At 67.5% G+C, this 961-nt stretch carries 2 protein-coding genes; both read right to left on the bottom strand.

All coding sequences use genetic code 11. The features are described from left to right. Window positions 1-601 (bottom strand): DDE-type integrase/transposase/recombinase (locus AC1RS9_RS14500; RefSeq protein WP_492921982.1); only part of this gene is annotated, 601 nt, incomplete at its 3' end. Continuing rightward, window positions 598-891, bottom strand: coding sequence for a transposase (locus AC1RS9_RS14495; protein ID WP_062256098.1), 294 nt, complete (start codon window positions 889-891; stop codon window positions 598-600). The genes AC1RS9_RS14495 and AC1RS9_RS14500, both read right to left, overlap by 4 nt. Window positions 892-961: the final 70 nt, after the last annotated feature.

Raw genomic sequence — 961 nt, 5'->3', positions numbered from 1 at the left:
CGCGGTCGCTGTGGACGATGCAGCCGGCCACGTCGACGCCCGCTCGGGCGCGGGTGTCCACGGCGTGTTCCAACGCCTGCACGGCCAGGCGGGCCTTCATCCGCGAGCTGATGGAGTACCCGAGGAGCCGGTTGGACCACACGTCCTTGACGGCGCACATGAACACCTTGCCCTCACGGGTGCGGTGCTCCGTGATGTCGGTCAGCCACAGCTGGTTCGGGCCGGTCGCGGTGAAGTCACGCTGGACGCGGTCATCGTGCGCCGGCGGGCCGGGCCGGCCCTTCTTCGCGCGCTTCTTCCCGAACACGCTCCACCACGCGTTGCTCGAACAGATCGCCCACGCGGTGCGGTCGCACATCTCCTGCCCGGCGTCGCGGGCCTCGTCAGCTAGGAGGCGGTACCCGAACTCCGGGTCGTCACGGTGTGCATCGAACAACGCGTTCGCGCGGTGCGCTTCCACCCAGTCGGCGTCGGTCACGGGGTTGGCCAGCCACCGGTAGTACGGCGCCCTGGCAAGTTTCAGGACCCGGCACGTCACCGTCACAGGCACCCTGATCGGGGCATCCTGGGCGGCCAGCTCACGGACGAGCGGGTACATCATTTTCCCGGCAGGTTCGCCTGCGAGAGGTACGCCGCAGCGCGGCGTAGCACCTCGTTCTCTTGCTCGAGCAACCGGATCCGACGGCGAGCCTCACGCAACTCACCAGAGTCGCTCACCGCGGCGGCGGGTTTGTTCCCGTCCTGCCGGTCAGCGATGGCGATCCAGTTCGTCAGGCAGGACTCCGAGATCCCGAAGTCCTTCGCGATCTCCTTCAACGTCGTCCCGGCCTCACGAGAGCGAGCGACCTCGATCACGTTCTGGCGGAACTCCTTGGGGTACGGCTTGGGCATGGTGCACATCCTCTCCTGCGGCACCGAACGGCACCACAGAGTCGATGTCACCTATCCGTGCAGCAGTCCC

The sequence above is a fragment of the Dermacoccus sp. MPR-E5 genome (assembly GCF_058809565.1).
Note: the sequence above shows the minus strand (reverse complement) of the source record. Positions and strands in the feature narration are given on the sequence as shown.

Excerpts from the sequence above, each read along its gene's own strand:
- AC1RS9_RS14495 (WP_062256098.1), bottom strand. The coding sequence starts at position 891 with ATGCCCAAGCCGTACCCCAAGGAGTTCCGCCAGAACGTGATCGAGGTC.